General features: G+C 74.5%; 10 protein-coding genes, 1 pseudogene and 1 riboswitch. Of the genes and pseudogenes, 6 read left to right on the top strand and 5 right to left on the bottom strand.

Going from position 1 to position 15,764, the window contains the following annotated elements:
- Positions 1 to 25: 25 nt before the first annotated feature.
- On the bottom strand, positions 26 to 3,763 hold the full coding sequence (gene cobN / locus AB0G15_RS40165) for a cobaltochelatase subunit CobN (RefSeq protein ID WP_362850636.1): 3,738 nt from the start codon (positions 3,761 to 3,763) through the stop codon (positions 26 to 28).
- A 245-nt stretch (positions 3,764 to 4,008) separates the two neighbouring features.
- Positions 4,009 to 4,133, bottom strand: a riboswitch (cobalamin riboswitch).
- A 72-nt stretch (positions 4,134 to 4,205) separates the two neighbouring features.
- Here cobN and AB0G15_RS40160 point away from each other — a divergent pair.
- Genes AB0G15_RS40160 through AB0G15_RS40150 form a run of 3 tightly spaced genes read left to right on the top strand, consistent with a single transcriptional unit; the run spans position 4,206 to position 8,109 of the window.
- The gene (locus AB0G15_RS40160) at positions 4,206 to 5,942 is read left to right on the top strand and encodes a precorrin-3B synthase (RefSeq protein WP_362850634.1); all 1,737 of its coding nucleotides are present in this window, start codon (positions 4,206 to 4,208) and stop codon (positions 5,940 to 5,942) included.
- Positions 5,939 to 6,565 carry a precorrin-8X methylmutase gene (locus tag AB0G15_RS40155; RefSeq protein WP_362850632.1) on the top strand — a complete coding sequence of 209 codons (627 nt, stop codon included), beginning with the start codon at positions 5,939 to 5,941 and terminating at the stop codon, positions 6,563 to 6,565. Before AB0G15_RS40160 ends, AB0G15_RS40155 begins: the two co-directional genes overlap by 4 nt.
- Before the next feature lie 20 nt (positions 6,566 to 6,585).
- Positions 6,586 to 8,109, top strand: a complete 1,524-nt coding sequence (locus AB0G15_RS40150; protein ID WP_362850652.1) for a precorrin-2 C(20)-methyltransferase — start codon at positions 6,586 to 6,588, stop codon at positions 8,107 to 8,109.
- A 121-nt stretch (positions 8,110 to 8,230) separates the two neighbouring features.
- On the opposite strand, the gene AB0G15_RS40145 is transcribed toward AB0G15_RS40150, so the two are convergent.
- On the bottom strand, positions 8,231 to 9,265 hold the full coding sequence (locus AB0G15_RS40145; RefSeq protein WP_362850630.1) for a helix-turn-helix domain-containing protein: 1,035 nt from the start codon (positions 9,263 to 9,265) through the stop codon (positions 8,231 to 8,233).
- Between the two features lie 95 nt (positions 9,266 to 9,360).
- Between AB0G15_RS40145 and AB0G15_RS40140 the strand changes: the two genes are divergently transcribed.
- The 3 genes from AB0G15_RS40140 to AB0G15_RS40130 all read left to right on the top strand — a co-directional run bounded on the left by AB0G15_RS40140 (position 9,361) and on the right by AB0G15_RS40130 (position 13,911).
- Positions 9,361 to 10,257 carry an alpha/beta hydrolase gene (locus tag AB0G15_RS40140; RefSeq protein WP_362850629.1) on the top strand — a complete coding sequence of 299 codons (897 nt, stop codon included), beginning with the start codon at positions 9,361 to 9,363 and terminating at the stop codon, positions 10,255 to 10,257.
- A 103-nt stretch (positions 10,258 to 10,360) separates the two neighbouring features.
- Positions 10,361 to 12,199, top strand: a complete 1,839-nt coding sequence (locus AB0G15_RS40135; protein ID WP_362850627.1) for an ABC transporter ATP-binding protein — start codon at positions 10,361 to 10,363, stop codon at positions 12,197 to 12,199.
- Positions 12,196 to 13,911 carry an ABC transporter ATP-binding protein gene (locus AB0G15_RS40130; protein ID WP_362850624.1) on the top strand — a complete coding sequence of 572 codons (1,716 nt, stop codon included), beginning with the start codon at positions 12,196 to 12,198 and terminating at the stop codon, positions 13,909 to 13,911. Before AB0G15_RS40135 ends, AB0G15_RS40130 begins: the two co-directional genes overlap by 4 nt.
- Before the next feature lie 87 nt (positions 13,912 to 13,998).
- Here the strand turns inward: AB0G15_RS40130 and AB0G15_RS40125 are convergent, their stop codons facing one another.
- From AB0G15_RS40125 to AB0G15_RS40115, 3 genes and pseudogenes are all read right to left on the bottom strand, one after another.
- Positions 13,999 to 14,754, bottom strand: a complete 756-nt coding sequence (locus tag AB0G15_RS40125; RefSeq protein WP_362850650.1) for a cobalt-precorrin-6A reductase — start codon at positions 14,752 to 14,754, stop codon at positions 13,999 to 14,001.
- Positions 14,755 to 14,788: 34 nt separating this feature from the next.
- On the bottom strand, positions 14,789 to 15,532 hold the full coding sequence (gene cobM, locus AB0G15_RS40120) for a precorrin-4 C(11)-methyltransferase (protein WP_362694955.1): 744 nt from the start codon (positions 15,530 to 15,532) through the stop codon (positions 14,789 to 14,791).
- Positions 15,529 to 15,764: pseudogene (locus tag AB0G15_RS40115) on the bottom strand (hypothetical protein); the annotation flags it as partial. The gene cobM and the pseudogene AB0G15_RS40115, both read right to left, overlap by 4 nt.

Raw genomic sequence — 15,764 nt, 5'->3', positions numbered from 1 at the left:
CCGCCGGGGCCGGTGAGGTCGTGGGTCAGGCGCCGTCCTCCAGGTCTCCCTCGGACTTGAGGTAGACCTCCTGGAGGTCGCGCAGGACGGCGGGGTCGGGGTGCTCCCACATGCCCCGGTTCGCCGCCTCCAGCAACCGCTCGGCGATCCCGTGCAGCGCCCACGGGTTGGACCTGGCCATGAACGCCTGGTTCTCCGGGTCCAGCACGTAGGTCGCGGCCAGCTTGTCGTACATCCAGTCGGCGACGACGCCGGTGGTGGCGTCGTAGCCGAACAGGTAGTCGACGGTGGCGGCCAGCTCGAAGGCGCCCTTGTAGCCGTGCCTGCGCATCGCGGCCAGCCAGCGGGGGTTGACCACCCTGGCGCGGAAGATCCTGGACGTCTCCTCGGAGAGCGTCCTGGTGCGGACCGCGTCCGGCCTGGTGCTGTCGCCGATGTAGGCGGCCGGGGCCTTCCCGGTGAGCGCCCGGACGGTGGCGATCATGCCTCCGTGGTACTGGAAGTAGTCGTCGGAGTCGGCGATGTCGTGCTCGCGGGTGTCGACGTTCTTGGCCGCCACGGCGATCCTGCGGTAGGCCGTCTCCATGTCCTGCCTGGCGGGAACGCCGTCGACGCCCCGGCCGTAGGCGAAGCCGCCCCAGACCGCGTACACCTCGGCCAGGTCGGCGTCGTCGCGCCAGTTGCGGCTGTCGATCAGCGGCAGCAGCCCGGCCCCGTACGCCCCCGGCCGGGAGCCGAAGATGCGCATGGTGGCCCTGCGCTCGTCGCCGTGCTCGGCCCGGTCGGCAAGCACGTGCGCCCGCACGTAGTTGAGCTCCTCGGGCTCCTCCAGCCCGGCCGCCAGCCGTACGGCGTCGTCCAGCATCGCCACGACGTGCGGGAAGGCGTCGCGGAAGAAGCCGCTGATCCTGACGGTGACGTCCACGCGCGGGCGGCCCAGCTCGGTGGCCGGGATCGGTTCCAGGCCGGTGACGCGGCGCGAGGCCTCGTCCCAGACCGGCCGCACGCCGAGCAGCGCCAGCACCTCGGCGACGTCGTCCCCGGCGGTGCGCATGGCGCTGGTCCCCCAGACCGACAGCCCGACCGAGCGCGGCCAGTCGCCGGTGTCGGCGCGGTAGCGCTCCAGCAGGGAGTCGGCCATCGCCTGGCCGGTCTCCCACGCCAGCCTGCTCGGCACGGCCTTGGGATCGACCGAGTAGAAGTTGCGGCCGGTGGGAAGCACGTTGATCAGCCCGCGCAGCGGCGACCCGCTCGGCCCGGCCGGGACGTAGCCGCCGTCGAGGGCGTGCAGGATCGCGTCGATCTCGTCGGTGGTGCGCGCCAGCCGGGGCACGACCTCGACGGCGGCGAACCGCAGGATCCGCTCCACCGTCCCGACGTCCACGCCGCGCGCGACGGCCGCTCCCCCGGAGGCGGGTACGCCGCTTCGACCGGTCGCGTCGTTCGTGCCGGTCGAACCGGGTACGCCGCGCTGAGCGGTCGCGTTCGTGCCGGTCGAACCGGCGCCCTCTGCCGGGGCGTCCGCCCGGCCCAGGACCTCGGCGGTCACCTCCCCCGCCGCCGATGGGTCCCAGCCGCGCCGCTCCATGGCCTCGACCAGGGCGCGGGCCAGGGTCTCGGCCTCGTCGACGCCGATCCGCCCGGCGCTGCCGTCCTCGGCCAGGCCGAGGGCCTCGCGCAGCCCGACGAGCGCCTCGCTGCCCGCCCACATCTGCCGGGCGCGGAGCATGGCCAGCACCAGGTCGACGCGCGGCCGCCCCTCGGGAGCGGCCCCCAGCACGTGCAGGCCGTCGCGGATCTGGACGTCCTTGACCTCGCACAGCCAGCCGTCGATGTGCAGCAGGAAGTCGTCGAACTCGGCGTCGTGCGGGCGGTCGGCGACGCCGAGGTCGTGGTCGAGCCTGGCGGCCTGGATCAGCGTCCAGATCTGGGCGCGGATCGCGGGCAGCTTGGCCGGGTCCATCGCCGCGATGGAGGCGTGCTCGTCGAGGAGCTGCTCCAGCCTGGCCATGTCCCCGTAGCTGTCGGCGCGGGCCATCGGCGGGACGAGGTGGTCGACCAGGGTGGCGTGCGCGCGGCGCTTGGCCTGGGTGCCCTCACCGGGGTCGTTGACGAGGAACGGGTAGATGAGCGGCAGGTCGCCGAGCGCGGCGTCCGGGCCGCAGGAGGCCGACAGGCCCGCCGACTTGCCGGGCAGCCACTCCAGGTTGCCGTGCTTGCCCACGTGGACCACGGCGTGCGCGCCGAAGCCGTCGGCCAGCCAGCGGTAGGCGGCCAGGTAGTGGTGGCTGGGCGGCAGGTCGGGGTCGTGGTAGATCGCGATGGGGTTCTCGCCGAAGCCGCGCGGCGGCTGCACCATGACCACCACGTTGCCCGAGCGCAGCGCGGCCAGCACGATCTCGCCCTCCGGGTCGCGCGACCTGTCCACGAACAGCTCGCCGGGCGCCGGGCCCCAGTGTTCCTCCATCCGGGCGCGCAGGTCCGCCGGGAGGGTGGCGTACCACTCGGCGTACCGGCTCGCCGCGATGCGCACCGGATTCCCGGCGAGCTGCTCCTCGGTGAGCCAGTCCTGGTCCTGCCCGCCCGCGGCGATCAGCGCGTGGATGAGCGCGTCGCCGTCCTGCCCGGTGACCCCGGGCAGCTCGTCCTCGGCACCGATGTCGTACCCGCGCTCGCGCAGCGCGGCCAGCAGCCGCACCAGGCTGGCCGGGGTGTCCAGGCCGACGGCGTTGCCGATGCGGGCGTGCTTGGTGGGGTAGGCCGACAGCATCAGCACCAGCCGCCGCTCGGCGGGCGGGATGTGCCGCAGCGCGGCGTGGCGCACCGCGATGCCCGCCACCCGCGAGGCCCGCTCGGGGTCGGCCACGTAGACGGTGAGCCCGTCCTCGTCGATCTCCTTGAAGGAGAACGGCACCGTGATGATCCGCCCGTCGAACTCGGGGATCGCGACCTGGGTGGCGGCGTCCAGCGGGGACAGGCCGTCGTCGTTCTCCTCCCAGGAGGCCCGGCTGCTCGTCAGGCACAGGCCCTGCAGGATCGGCACGTCCAGCTCGGCGAGCGCGCCGACGTCCCAGGCCTCGTCGTCCCCGCCCGCCGACGCGGTCGCCGGACGGGTGCCGCCCGCGGCGAGCACGGTCACCACCAGGGCGTCCACCGTACGCAGGACCTCCACCAGGCCGGGCTCGGCGGTGCGTAGGGAGGCGCAGTACACCGGCAGCGCCCGCGCGCCCGCGTCCTCGATCGCCGAGCAGAGCGCCTCGACGAAGGCGGTGTTGCCGGCCACGTGGTGGGCCCGGTAGTAGAGCACGCCGACGACGGGACCGCCCTGGTCGCGCGCCTCGCGCTCCAGCGTCCCCCAGGTGGGGGTGGGCTCGGGCGCGGCGAAACCGTGGCCGGTGAGCAACAGCGTGTCGGACAGGAAACGGTGCAGCTCGGTCAGGTTGGCCGGGCCGCCGTGGGCGAGGTAGGCGTGCGCCTCGGCGCAGACCCCGCCGGGCACCGTGGACAGCTCCATCAGCTCGGCGTCGGGCGCCTGCTCGCCCCCGAGCACGACGACGGGCCGGGGGCCGGCGAGCAGGACGTCCAGTCCCTCCTCCCAGGCGCGGCGCCCGCCCAGCAGGCGGACCACGACCAGGTCGGCGCCCTCCAGCAGCGGCGGGAGGTCGGCGGCGGCGAGCCTGGCGGGGTTGCCGAGCCGGTAGCCGGCGCCGCTCGCGCGGGCGCTCAGCAGGTCGGTGTCGGAGGTCGAGAGCAGGAGGATCACGCGCCACACTCCAGGACAGGCAGGGCGGTACGGCCCGGGGATGCCACGGCGTGGCGGGGGAACGGGGAAAAGCGCGCGGCGGGGCGGGGCGGCGGTGATGCCGCCGTGCTGCGGGAGAACAGCGAAGAACGCGCGGCATCACGGAGGAACGGAGATGCCACGGTGTCGCGGGGGAACGGCGAAAAGCGCACGGAGCTTCCTCCCTCGGGGTCCTCGCCCCGGGTCGTCGTCGGCCGCGACGGCTGGAGTCTCCTGGCTCCCGGATCGGTGCTCACCCCGGCCTTCCCGCCCGTCGTCGGACAGTGGCCCGGGTGGGGTTCGCTCCCCGGTTACAGTGGCGGGACCGCGCCGGATTCACACCGGCTTCCTCCCTTTGCCGTCGCCACCGATGACACTACGGCAGTCCGGTTCGTTGCAAGAAACTGGCGTTAACATCCTTCGAGTGTCCATTGCCGACTTTTCCGGACGATCGCGACTCGACGCGTGTCCCGGGGCGCTTCAGGTCCATGCCGCCGCGGACGGCGGCCTGGCTCGCGTCCGCGTGCCCGGAGGCCGTCTCACCCCCTTCCAGCTGCGCGAACTCGCCGAGGCCGCAGCGGCGTACGGCGGCGGCGTCATCGAGCTGACCTCCCGCGCGAACGTCCAGGTGCGCGGTCTCGGCCCGGAGGATCCGGACAGCGGTACGGGGGACGGCACGGGGAACGGGTTCGCCGCGCGGATGGCGCGGGCGGGCCTGCTGCCCTCGGCGACGCACGAGCGGATCCGCAACATCCTCGCCTCCCCGCTGACCGGACTGGACGGACCGGCCGGGTCGAGCGGACCGACCGGGCCGAGCGGGTCGAGCGGGTCGAGCGGGTCGAGCGAACCGGGCGGGTCGAGCAGGCTGAGCGGACCGACCGGGCCGAGCGAACCGGGCGAGCCGGGCGGCGCGGATGCTCCAGGCAGAACGAACGGTCCGGACCATCCGGACGGCGGCGGGATCGCCGACGTCACACCGCTGATCGGCGAGCTGGACCGGCGGCTGTGCGCCCGCCCCGCCCTCGCCTCCCTGCCGGGACGGTTCATGTTCGCCCTCGACGACGGCCGGGGGGACGTGGCCGGCCTGGGCGCGGACGCCGGGGTCCTGCTCACGGGGCCGGACGAGGCCGCGCTGATCCTCGCCGGGACCGACACCGGCCTGCGCGTCCCGCTCGCCGGAGCCGTGACCGCCCTGCTCGCCACCGCCGAGGCGTTCCTCGACGAGCTGGCCACCCGGGACGTCACCGCCTGGCGGATCGCCGAACTCCCCGACGGCCCCGCCCTGATCGCCGCCCGCGTGCGAACCGCCCTCGGGGTTCCCGGTACGACGCCCTTCGTCCCGGTGAGGCCGCGGGTCGTGTCCCTCGGGCCGGTCGGCGTCATCGGGAGCACGGACGGGACGGGGAGCGAAACCGGCGCCGGAGGAGAGACGGGTCCCGCGAGCGGCACCGGGGACGACACCCGGGACGGCGTCGGCAACGGGAACGGGAACGGCACCGGAGCCGGGGGCGCGCGGGTCGCGCTCGGGGTGGCGATCCCGCTGGGGCGGCTGACCTCCGCGCTGGCGCTGCTGCTCGCGGACGCCGCCTCGGGCGGGGAGATCAGGCTCACGCCCTGGCGTGGCGTGGTCCTGCCCGGCCTGGACCGCTCCGAGGTCGCGGGCACGGCCGCCCGGCTGGAGGCCGCCGGGCTGGTCGTCGACCCCGCCTCGCCGTGGATCGGGGTGACGGCCTGCACCGGCCGCCCCGGCTGCGCCAAGTCCCTGGCCGACGTCCAGGCCGACGCGGCCGCCGCCATAGCCATCGCCACCACCACAGCTACCGCCGCAGCCGTCGGCACGACCTCGCCGCCCGCCGTCCCGCCGCCCGCGCCATCCACGACCGCACCGCCCACGGCCGTACAGCCGGGAAGGGAGCGGTCCGGGAGCGGGCCGTCCGCGGCCCCGCCGTCAGCCCCGCCGTCCGGGAGCGGGCCGGGCACCGATACGCTCCCCGTGCACTGGGCGGGCTGCGGCAGGCGCTGCGGCCGTCCGAGAGGGCGGGTCGCGGATGTGGTCGCCACCGGTGACGGCTACCGCCTGGAGCTGGACGGCACCGAGCTGACCTGTTCCGGCATCGAGGACACCGCGGCCGCGCTGGCGGCCGCCAGAGGGGAACTGTGATCGACTACGTCCGCGACGGCGCGGAGATCTACCGCCGCTCCTTCGCCACCATCCGCGCGGAGGCCGACCTGTCCGGCCTGCCCGCCGACGTCGCCCGGGTCGCGGTCCGCATGATCCATGCCTGCGGGATGGTCGACCTGGTGAGCGATCTGCGCTGGTCACCCGGCGTGGTGGCCTCGGCGCGCGAGGCGCTGCGCGCGGGCGCGCCGGTGCTCTGCGACGCCATGATGGTCGCCTCCGGGGTGACCCGGCGGCGCCTGCCCGCGGGCAACGAGGTGATCTGCACCCTCGGCGACCCCCGGGTGCCGGACCTCGCCGCGGAACTGGGCACCACCCGCAGCGCCGCCGCGCTGGAGCTGTGGCGCGACAGGCTCCAGGGCTCGGTGGTCGCGATCGGCAACGCGCCGACCGCGCTGTTCCGGCTGCTGGAGATGGTCGAGGAGGGCGCGGGCCGCCCGGCCGCCGTCCTCGGCGTCCCGGTCGGTTTCATCGGTGCCGCCGAGTCCAAGCAGGCCCTCGCCGAGCACCCGGCGAACCTGGAGTACCTGGTCGTGAGCGGGCGGCGGGGCGGAAGCGCGATGACCGCCGCCGCGGTCAACGCGATGGCGAGCGAGGAAGAGTGAGCGACGACGTGACCGGACGCGTGACCGGACGGCTGTGGGGCGTGGGGCTCGGGCCCGGCGACCCCGAACTGGTGACCGTCAAGGCCGCCCGCCTGATCGGCGAGGCGGATGTGATCGCCTTCCACAGCGCCCGCCACGGCCGGAGCATCGCCCGCTCGGTGGCCGCCCCCTACCTGCGGGAGGGCCAGGTCGAGGAGGCGCTCATCTACCCGCTCACCACCGAGACCACCGACCACCCCGGCGGCTACCAGGGGGCGATCGACGACTTCTACGCCGCCTGCGCGGTGCGGCTCGCGGCCCACCTGGACGCCGGTCGCGACGTGGTGGTGCTGTGCGAGGGCGACCCGCTCTTCTACGGCTCGTACATGCACATGCACAAGCGCCTGTCGCACCGCTACGTCACCGAGGTCGTGCCGGGCGTGACGTCGGTGAGCGGCGCCTCGGCGGTCCTGGGGCGCCCGCTGGTCGAGCGGGACGAGGTCCTGACCGTGCTGCCGGGAACGCTCCCGGCCGAGGTTCTCGCCGAGCGCCTGGCGGCCACCGACTCGGCGGCGGTGCTGAAGCTCGGCCGTACGTTCACCAAGGTCCGCGACGCGCTGGCCCAGGCCGGGCGGCTCGACGAGGCATGGTACGTCGAGCGCGCCACCACCGGGCAGCAGCGCCTCGCCCCCCTCGCCGAGGTCGACCCGGGCAGCGTCCCGTACTTCTCGCTGGCACTGATCCCGAGCCCCGTCAACGCGGCGGGCCCCGCGCCCGCCGCCGTGACCGGGAGCGAGGCGCCGGCCGTCCCGAGGGCGCGCGGCGAGGTGGTCGTGGTGGGGCTCGGTCCCGCCGGGCGGCCGTGGCTGACGCCGGAGGCGCAGGAGGCGCTGGCCGGGGTCGACGAGCTCGTCGGGTACGGCCCCTACCTGGACCGCGTCCCGCCCAACCCGCGCCAGCGCCGCCACCCCACCGACAACCGGGTCGAGGCCGAACGGGCCGCGCACGCGCTGGAGCTGGCCGCGGCCGGATCGAGGGTGGCCGTGGTGTCCTCGGGCGACCCCGGGGTGTTCGCGATGGCCAGCGCGGTGCTGGAGGTGGCGTGCGAGCCGAGGTTCGCGGACGTGCCGGTACGGGTGCTGCCCGGCCTGACCGCGGCGCACGCGGTGGCGAGCAGGGCCGGCGCGCCCCTCGGCCACGACTACTGCGTGCTGTCGCTGTCGGACCTGCTCAAGCCCTGGGAGGTGGTCGCCGGACGGATCAGCGCCGCCGCGAGGGCCGACCTCGTCCTGGCGATCTACAACCCGGCGTCGAAGAGCCGCACCTGGCAGGTGGCCGCCGCGCGGGACCTGCTGCTGGAGCACCGGGCGCCGGAGACCCCCGTGGTCGTCGGCCGCGACGTCGGCGGGCCCCGGGAGAGCATGACCGTCACCACCCTCGGCGACCTGGACCCCGACGCGATCGACATGCGCTGCCTGCTGCTGGTGGGCTCGTCCACCACGCGGGTGGCCGAGCGGGGTGACGGCGGCCGGGTGGTCTTCACCCCCCGCCGCTACCCCGCCTGACGCGCCGGGCCGGAGGCGGCGCGACCGCCGGCGGGCCGCCTCCGGCGCCGCGCGGCCTCTCCCGGCACGCCCCCACGGCGGGCCGCCCGTCAGGCGCCAGGGGTGACGAGGCGGTCCCTCCTCAGTCGTCGAGGAGCCGCCACATGGTGAGGGCGAGTCTGGCCCGCATCAACCCGGTGGGCTCGGTGAGGTCGACGCCCAGGGCCTTTCCGATCTGTTCGAGCCGGCGGGAGACGCTGCTGTGGTGCAGGTGGAGAAGGTCGGCGGCCCGGCGCAGGGATCCGGTGGCGCAGTAGGCGTCCAGAGTGTCCAGATCCTCCGGGGTGCCGGCCATCCGGGCGAGCGCGGTCACGTCGGCGTTCTCCCGCGCGGTGTCCTGGGGGACCTGTGCGAGCAGCGCCAGCACGCCCAGGTCGTCGTGGTGGACGACCGGCCGGCGCGGGGTGGTGAAGCGAAGGGCGGTGCGGGCCTCCCGCCAGGACCGGTCGGGGCTCTCCGCGGCGCCGATGCCCGCGCGCACCCCCGCCGGAAAGCGGGCCGGGTCCATGGTGGTGGCCAGGATGACGCCCACGCCGGCGACCGGTGCCGCCTTCACCGGACGGGCCGGGCAGACCAGGCCGCCGACCTGGTCGAGCGGACGCCGCGACCGTACGGCGATGACGCGGATCGGCAGGTCGGCGGCGAAACCCAGGAGTCGCAGGGCGCGGGCCCTGGCCGCCTCGTCGCTGCCGGAGCTGATCACCAGTTCGACGAGCGCGGGATCGGCCATGGTGGTGCGGGCCGGGCCGTACCTCTCGACGACCGCCGTGGCGGCGATGGCGAGCCGGTCCAGCAGCAGCTCGTCGAGCGGGCCGGGACAGCCCGGGCGTTCCAGCCACACCGTGCCGATCTCCTCCCCGTCGAGGACGATCGGCATCGTGGTGGACGAGGGTAGCGCCGTGGCGGAGGCCTCACCGCCGTCGGGCGACATGCGGATCACCCGCCCGGTGCCGTGCAGCCGTACCCCGGCCACGCACTCGGCCAGGCCCGCCGAGGCGCGCGCGAGCGACGGAAGATCGACCCGCCGGCGCATCAGCGTGTCGTAGAACATCACGACGCGGAGCGCGCCCCCGGCCTCCGAGTCCAACCGCGACAGCCGTGCGGCCAATGCCTCCATGCCCGAAGGATATGCGGCGATCGTCGCGCGACGGGGATGGAATGCCCGACGAGTGGCGGATGATGTCCGGGGCACCGGCTGCGAGCATCGTGGTCATGGATCCCGAACTTGAAGCATTCCTCCCGCTGATCCCGAAGGCAGACCTGACCGACCCGGTCGTCGAACGCAAGAAATTCGCCGAGCTGGCCACCGCGGTACCGGTACCCGCCGTCGCGGACATGGAGATCGAGGACCGTACGGTGCCCGCCGACCCGGAGGTGCCGGTGCGGATCTATCGCCCGCACCGGGCGCGGGGCGCCGTCATCTGGATGCACGGCGGTGGATTCGTCATGGGTGACGTGGACACCGAGCACCCGTGGGCCACCCGGCTCGCGGACGCCTCCGGCGTGGTGGTGATCTCGGTGGGCTACCGCCTCGCCCCCGAGAATCCGTTCCCCGCCGCCCTGGACGACGTCTACGCCGTGCTGACCTGGGCGGCCGAGCACGCGGCCGAGCTCGGCGTCGACCCGGAGCTGATCGCGGTCGGGGGTCACAGCGCCGGCGCGGGGCTCGCGGCCGGGGTGGCGTTGCGGGCGCGTGACGAGCGGGGGCCGCGGATCCGCTTCCAGCTGCTCAACCAGCCGGGGCTCGACGACCGGCAGGAGACGTGGTCGGCGCGGCACTTCACCGACACGCCCTGGATGAACCGCGACACGGTCACCGCGGCCTGGCGGCACTATCTGGGCTCCGCGCCCGCCTCGCCGTACGCCACCCCGGCGCGGGCCGCCGATCTGTCCGGCCTGCCGCCGGCCTACATCGCCGCCGCGGAGTTCTGCCCGAACCGCGACGAGGACGTCGCCTACGCGCTGCGCCTGCTGGAGGCGGGCGTGTCGGTCGAGCTGCACCAGTGGCCCGGCACCTTCCACGGGTCGCACGCGATCCTGTCCGCCGAGGTGTCGCAGCGGCAGATCGCCGAGCTCGCCGCGGCCCTGCGCCGTGCCCTGGCCGGGTGAGACCGGCACGGCCGGTCCAGCCGGCCACCGTCGGCCTGGGCACCTACCCGGTCGGCCCGGCCCCGTACCCGGTCACGACGAGACCGACGAGGAGGGGAGAGCGATGAACGCCACCGCCGTCGCCGAGGCGAGGGAGCGGTCCGCGCCACCACCGGCTGCCGATCCCGCGGCCGGGCCGAGCCTGGCGAGGCTCCTGCACCCCTACCGCTGGGGTTTCGCCGCCGTCGTCATCCTGCAGGTCATCGGTGCCGTCGCGGGTCTGGCGCCGCTGCTGGCGGTCGTCGAGCTGGGCCGTGCCCTGTTGTCGCCCGGCCCGATCGATCACGGTCATGTCCGGCTCGTCGTGATCGCGGGTGCGATCGGCTTCTTCGTCCGGCTGCTGTTCACGGCCGCGTCATCCGGCATCGGGCACGTCCTCGACGACCACGTGCAGCTGTCGTTCCGCCGGCGACTGGCCATGCGGCTGGGGCGCGTACCGATCGGCTGGTTCTCCCGGCGCCGGACCGGCGAGCTGGCGAAGGTGGTGGGGCGGGACGTGAGTGCCATGCATCCGCTCATCGCCCACGCCCCCGGCGAGCTCGTCTCCGCGTTCGTGGTGCCGCTGGTGTCGCTGGCCTACCTGCTCACCGTCGACTGGCGGCTCACGCTGATCACGCTGATCCCGGTGGCGCTGGCGGTGGCGCTGGTCCCGCTGATGATGACCCCGACCCGGTTGCGCGAGCAGAAGGCGTTCGACGCCGCCATGGAACGGATCGCGAGCTCCGTCGTCGAGTTCGTCCAGGGCATCTCGGTGATCAAGGCGTTCGGCGGGGGCGAGCGCGCACACCGTGAGTTCCGCGCGGCCGCGGACGATTTCGCCCGCGTCTTCTACCGGATGGTGCGCGGTCTCTCCGCGCTCGGCGCGGGGATGCAGGTGGCACTGTCGCCGCCGTTCGTGCTGCTGGTCGTGCTGACCGGCGGTACGGCTCTGATCACCACCGGTTCCATGGCCCCGGCGGACCTGCTTCCCTTCCTGCTGCTGGGACTGGGCCTCACCGCTCCGGTGGCGGCTCTCGGCCACGGTTTCGACGACCTGCAGGCCGCCCGGCGCGCGGCCGGCCGGATCCTGGACGTGCTCGCGGTGCGGTCGCTGCCCGAGCCCGCGCACCCGGTCACGCCACGGGGGCACCGGGTGGAACTGCGTGACGTCCGGTTCGGTTACGAGACCGGCCACGAGGTGCTGCGCGGGATCGACCTGGTGCTCGAACCGGGGACGGTCACCGCGGTCGTGGGGCCGTCGGGAAGCGGGAAGTCCACGCTGGTCCGGCTGCTGCCCCGGTTCTTCGACCCGACCCACGGTTCGGTCGTCCTGGGCGGTGCCGATCTGCGCGAGCTCGACGGCGGGGAGCTCCACCGGATGGTCTCCTTCGTCTTCCAGGACGTCCGGCTGCTGCGCGCGTCGGTCGCGGACAACATCGCGCTGGCCGTGCCGCGGGCCGGCCACGACGACGTGGTGCGCGCCGCCCGGCTGGCGAACATTCACGATCGGATTCTCGCGCTGCCGCGCGGATACGAGTCGGTGATCGGTGAGGACGTCACGCTGTCGGGCGGCGAGGCGCAGCGGATCTCGATCGCACGCGCACTGCTCGCCGACACGCCCGTCCTGGTGCTCGACGAGGCGACCGCCTTCGCCGACCCGCGGACCGAACAGGCGGTGCGCGACGCCCTGGTGACACCGGCGGGCGAGCGGACGGTCCTGGTCATCGCCCACCGCCTGGAGACGGTCGCCGGCGCCGACACCGTCGTGGTCCTGGAGAACGGGGTGATCGTCGAACGCGGCAGGCCCGCCGACCTACTTGCACAGAACGGAAGGTTCGCCGCGTTCTGGCAATCCCACCCGTCCGCGAGCGCCGACGGGACCGAAACCCGCCGTGGCATACCGCAAGGAGACCAGCCTCGATGATTCGAATGCTGCTGCGCGTGCTGGGACACCGCTACGCCCGCCCGGTACGTCGCACCGTGGCCCTGATGACGACGACCGCGATAGCCGAGGGCCTGTCCTACGCGCTGCTGGTTCCCGTGCTGCGGGCCCTGTTCGGGGGCACCCCCGGGGACGCCCGGCCCTGGCTGATCGCGTTCGGGGGCGCGGTCGCGGTCTACGCGGCACTGCGCTACTACAGCGATCTGTCCGGTTTCCGTGTCGGGACCACGATGTTGCGCGGCATGTACCACCGGCTCGGCGATCACCTGGCCCGCCTGCCCATCGGCTGGTACAGCGCCGGCCGGGTCGGCGAGCTGTCCGTCCTGGCCGGCCGCGGCGTCCTGCAGGCGATGAGCGCGATCGCGCATCTGCTGGCACCGTCCATCTCCGCCGCCGTGACCCCCCTGACGATCGTTGTCGTGATGCTCGCCTTCAACCGGCAGATGGGGCTGGCCGCGCTGGCCGCCGTCCCGGTCGTGGCGGCGGTCCAGATCTGGACGGCACGATCGACGGCCGCCGCCGACGCCGAGCGCGCGGAACGCGACCACGAGGCCACCGGGCGGGTCATCGAATACCTCCAGGCCCAGCCGGTGCTGCGAGCCGGCGGCCGGAGCGCCGAACGCTTCCGGTTGCTCGACGACTCGCTGCGAGAGGTCCAGCGCGCGTCCCGCCGTACCCTGCTGGCGACGCTGCCCGGCGCCGTGGGCCTGACGCTCACCGTGCAGGCGGTGTTCACCGTCCTGCTGGTCCTGGGCGCCTACCTCGCGCTCGGCGGGAGCATCGGCGCGGCGGAGGTGCTGGCCGTCCTGGTGCTCGCCGCCCGCTGCGCCGATCCACTGCTGTCGCTGGCCGACATCGGCAGCCAACTGCGCGGCGCACGTTCCGAGCTGGCCAGACTCGACGCGGTGTTGCGCACCGAGCCCCTGCCGGAACCGCGCGAGCCGATCCAGCCGCGACGACATGACCTGGAGTTCGACTCCGTCACCTTCCGGCACGGCGGCCACACGGTGATCGACGGGGTGTCGCTGTCCGTACCGCAGGGACAGCGGCTCGCCGTCGTCGGGCCGTCGGGCGCGGGCAAGAGCACCCTGCTGCAGTTGCTCGCGCGTTTCCACGACGTGGACCGGGGCGCGGTGCGCGTGGGAGGTGTGGACGTGCGCGCGATCGACACCGAGGTGTTGATGGCTCAGATCGCCATCGTCTTCCAGGACGTCTATCTCTTCAACGGCACGATCGAGGAGAACGTGCGTCTGGGCCGTCCCGACGCCGGCGAGGCCGAGGTACGGGCGGCGGCGACCGCGGCGCGGCTGGACGAGGTGATCGAGCGGCTGCCCGGCGGATGGGCGACGAACGTCGGCGAGGGCGGCGCGCTGCTGTCGGGGGGCGAGCGCCAGCGTGTCTCGATCGCGCGGGCGCTGCTGAAGAACGCGCCCGTCGTGCTGCTGGACGAGGTGACCTCCGCCCTGGACCCGGTGAACGAGACGGCCGTGCACGAAGGCATCGAGCGCCTGATGGCGGGCCGGACGGTGGTGATGGTGGCGCATCGGATGCGGACCGTCCAGCGCGCCGATCGCGTCGTCTTCCTGGACGGCGGCCGGATCGTGGAGGAGGGCGGCCACGACGACCTGCTGCGCCGCGGCGGCCGCTACGCCGATTTCTGGGAGATCTCCATGACACCGGCACGCGCCCGGTAGCGCGAAGCCACACCCGCCGCGTCCGGCCGGTTCCCCGTCACGCGGAGCCGGGGCCGCCCCTCTCACGCGAACCCGAAATCGGCCCCGTCACGCGGAGGCGGGGCCGATCGCGGTCTCCAGCCAGGCGAGCGCGGCCTCGACGGTCCCCACCGAGGCCACCCCGCCCGGCGAGGGCGGGCGGCGCACGATGACGACCGGCAGCCCCAGCTCGCGGGCGGCGAGCAGCTTCGCGGTGGTCATCTCGCCGCCGCTGTCCTTGGTGACCAGCACCTCCACCCGGTACTCGCGCATCAGGGCCAGCTCCCCGTCCACCGTGAACGGTCCCCGGCTGAGCAGCACCTCCAGACGCCGCGGGACGACCGGCCCCGGCATGTCCACCGAGCGGGCCAGGAACCACTGGCCGTCGAGGCCGGCGAAGACCGGCAGGCTGCGGCGTCCCGTGGTGAGGAACACCCGCTCCCCCAGCGAGGGCAGCAGCTCGGCGGCGGCCTCCAGGGAGGGCACCCAGCGCCAGTCGTCGCCGGGAGCCTGCCGCCAGCCGGGACGCCGCAGGATCAGCAGCGGCAGGCCCGTCCGGCGCGCCGCCTCGACCGCCGAGGCGGTCATCCTGGCCGCGAACGGGTGCGTGGCGTCCACGACGACGTGGATGCCACGCTCCGCCAGCCACGCCGCGAGCCCCCCGGGGCCGCCGAAACCGCCCTCCCGCACCTCCCCCACCGGCAGCTTCGGGTCGCGGACCCGGCCCGCCAGCGAGGACACCACGCGCGTCCCCGCGCGCCCGGAGAGCGCGGCGGCCAGCCGCCTGGCCTCGTCGGTGCCGCCCAGGATCAGCACGTTCAGCATGTCCGGCACGCCGTCACCTCGGGACACGGGCTGCTCAGTCACGGCAGCGGGCCGCCGAGTACAGGTGGCTGTCGGGGAACTCCGAGGCGGTCAGCACGCGGCCCACCACGATCACCGCGGTACGGAGGATCCCCGCGTCGCGGACCTGATCGGCGATGTCGGCCAGGGTGCCGCGCAGGATCACCTCGTCGTCGCGGCTGGCCCTCGCCACCACGGCCACCGGGCAGTCGGCGCCGTAGTTGGGGACGAGTTCCGCCGCGACGGCCTCGATACGCTGCACCGCCAGGTGCAGGACCATCGTGGCCCGGCTGCGGCCGAGCGTGCCGAGGTCCTCGCCCTCGGGCATGGGGGTGGCGCGCACCGAGGTGCGGGTCAGCACGACCGTCTGCCCCACCCCCGGCACGGTGAGCTCGCGCCGCAGCGACGCCGCGGCGGCGGCGAAGGCGGGCACGCCCGGGATCACCTCGTACGGCACCCCCTCGGCGTCCAGCCTGCGCATCTGCTCGGCCATCGCGCTGAACACCGACGGGTCGCCGGAGTGCAGCCTGGCCACGTCGTGCCCGGCCCCGTGGGCGGCGACCATCTCCGCGACGATCTCCTCCAGGGCCATCCTCGCGGTGTCGACCAGCCGCGCGCCCGGCGGGCACGACTCCAGCAGCTCCGCCGGGACCAGCGACCCGGCGTACAGGCACACCGGCGCGGACGCGATCGCCCGCTGGCCCCGCACGGTGACGAGGTCCGCGGCGCCCGGCCCGGCCCCGACGAAACGTACCGTCATCGCTTCTCCTCCGGGACCGGCGGCTTGACCGCGGTCCAGATCGTGACGGGCATCATGGGCCGCCAGCCGGTGAACCCGCCGACCGGGGCGGCCCTGCTGACCGCGAGCCGGACCATGCCGCCGCCGAGCCTGCCGTGCCAGCGGGCCAGGACCGCCTCGGACTCGACGGACTCGTCGACCACGTCGAAGTCGATGACGCCGAGCGTGCCCACTCCCGCGGCCGCGAGATAGA

Origin of the sequence: Streptosporangium sp. NPDC023825, from assembly GCF_040639575.1 — a bacterium.
Classification (GTDB): Bacteria; Actinomycetota; Actinomycetes; order Streptosporangiales; family Streptosporangiaceae; genus Streptosporangium.
The sequence above is the reverse complement of the archived record's forward strand: the minus strand, read 5'-3'. Positions and strand labels throughout refer to the sequence as shown.

Coding starts and splice junctions, on each gene's coding strand:
- AB0G15_RS40145 (WP_362850630.1), bottom strand. CDS start 9,265: ATGGAGGCATTGGCCGCACGGCTGTCGCGGTTGGACTCGGAGGCCGGG.
- AB0G15_RS40140 (WP_362850629.1), top strand. CDS start 9,361: ATGGATCCCGAACTTGAAGCATTCCTCCCGCTGATCCCGAAGGCAGAC.
- AB0G15_RS40135 (WP_362850627.1), top strand. CDS start 10,361: ATGAACGCCACCGCCGTCGCCGAGGCGAGGGAGCGGTCCGCGCCACCA.
- AB0G15_RS40130 (WP_362850624.1), top strand. CDS start 12,196: ATGATTCGAATGCTGCTGCGCGTGCTGGGACACCGCTACGCCCGCCCG.
- AB0G15_RS40125 (WP_362850650.1), bottom strand. CDS start 14,754: ATGCTGAACGTGCTGATCCTGGGCGGCACCGACGAGGCCAGGCGGCTG.
- cobM (WP_362694955.1), bottom strand. CDS start 15,532: ATGACGGTACGTTTCGTCGGGGCCGGGCCGGGCGCCGCGGACCTCGTC.